At 46.4% G+C, this 1,329-nt stretch carries 3 protein-coding genes; 1 reads left to right on the top strand and 2 read right to left on the bottom strand.

Annotation, left to right across the window (positions count from 1 at the left end; genetic code table 11):
- Positions 1–122 precede the first annotated feature (122 nt).
- Positions 123–314 (top strand): YfhD family protein, encoded by a 192-nt coding sequence (locus tag ACFVT2_RS43405; RefSeq protein WP_003155508.1) that lies wholly within the window; start codon positions 123–125, stop codon positions 312–314.
- Positions 315–354: 40 nt separating this feature from the next.
- Here the strand turns inward: ACFVT2_RS43405 and ACFVT2_RS43400 are convergent, their stop codons facing one another.
- Together ACFVT2_RS43400 and ACFVT2_RS43395 are read right to left on the bottom strand one after the other, a co-directional pair.
- On the bottom strand, positions 355–939 hold the full coding sequence (locus ACFVT2_RS43400) for a nitroreductase (RefSeq protein WP_007408549.1): 585 nt from the start codon (positions 937–939) through the stop codon (positions 355–357).
- 76 nt (positions 940–1,015) lie between these two features.
- On the bottom strand, positions 1,016–1,329 hold a 314-nt coding region (locus tag ACFVT2_RS43395; RefSeq protein WP_390028008.1), incomplete at its 5' end, for a PhzF family phenazine biosynthesis isomerase.

The following is a 1,329-nucleotide window of genomic DNA, read 5'->3' as shown; positions in this document are numbered from 1 at the left end:
CCTTTATTCCGGTGAATTCAAAAAAGCGGAAAGAGCAGCCAAACGGAAATAAACTGAATAAAGATCGGGACCGGGCAGATACTATGTTTGTTTGATATCACTTTTTTCAGGGGGCGATTGATATGGGCAGAAATCATACTCACAAAAACCGTGATAAAAACAAACAAAAACTTCCTCAAGTTCCGGATGCTTTGAAACGCGAAACAGACGGCACATATGAGGAATATTCAAGCGAGCTTGCTGATTCCGCTGACCGTGAAGCGCAGGCGCGGATGAAAGCCGCTGACAACAGAGCTAAAAGCAAAACCCGCTAAATACGAAATCCCCGCCTCTGTATAGAGACGGGGATTTTTTTTACAGTTCGGTAAACAGGCTTTTTGCCGGCGTCCGTTCTTTCGCCTTAGGCTGTTCATCCGGATAGCCCGTTTGAATGATGGCGGCAAAGCGCTCATTGTCAGCAAGGCCGAAGTCTTGGTGCACTTGTTTGTCATACATAATGCGGCCGCTTTTCCAGACCATGCCGATGCCGTTTTCATGTGCGAGAAGCTGAAGGTTTTGAATCATGCCGCTCAGCGCCGCGAAATCATCGTTTCTCGTAAATTCATTTTCATCTTCTTTTAAGACGACCAGCAAAAATCCCGGAACGGCGCTGAGATTTTTTCTCATGTTCCGCTCTTTTTCCTCGTTGAAATCATCTTTTATCTTTTTGAAAAATGAGACGTAGCTGTCCGCAAGCTTTGCTTTTCCCGCTTCGCTTGCTGCGTAGATAAAACGCCACGGCTCCGTCAGTCTGTGGTTCGGTGCGTAAACGGCCGTTTCAAGCATATCTAATATGACTTCAGAAGGCACGGTTTCCGGTTTAAACGACCGGATGGATCTTCTGTTTCTGATTGTATGTGCAAGACTTTCGTTTTGCTGTAATTGTTCGGTTTTCGGCATGCCGATTCACCTTCCTATCCAAATGAAAATGATTATCATTTATAATATAACGGATACGACCGGCTTTTGTAAACCGTTACGGAAGCTGAAAATTAATTGTTTCGGCATACACGGCCGTTCCCGTCATCTTGATGTTCATCTTTTCGTTATCTTCTGTAATCCTGATTTCCACTTTTCCGTCTTTCCCGATTTCCTGGCCTTGTTCAATCGTGAGGCATTCGGCTTCGGAGCCTCCGTATTGCCGCATATAGGCTGCCCTGACGCCTGAAGCGGTTCCCGTGACGGGATCTTCGGTCGTACCGGAGAAAGGGGAAGAAAAATGGCGTCCGTGCAGATCACTTTCCGGATGAACGGTTTCCAGAGAAAACGGATGAACGCTCGCTTTCGGAA

The organism is Streptomyces sp. NPDC058000, from assembly GCF_042886435.1.
Lineage (GTDB): Bacteria > Actinomycetota > Actinomycetes > Streptomycetales > Streptomycetaceae > Streptomyces.
The sequence above is the reverse complement of the archived record's forward strand: the minus strand, read 5'-3'. Positions and strand labels throughout refer to the sequence as shown.

Bases quoted from the DNA above. Each gene is read 5' to 3' on its own strand.
- ACFVT2_RS43400 (WP_007408549.1), bottom strand. From the start codon at position 939: ATGCCGAAAACCGAACAATTACAGCAAAACGAAAGTCTTGCACATACA.
- ACFVT2_RS43405 (WP_003155508.1), top strand. From the start codon at position 123: ATGGGCAGAAATCATACTCACAAAAACCGTGATAAAAACAAACAAAAA.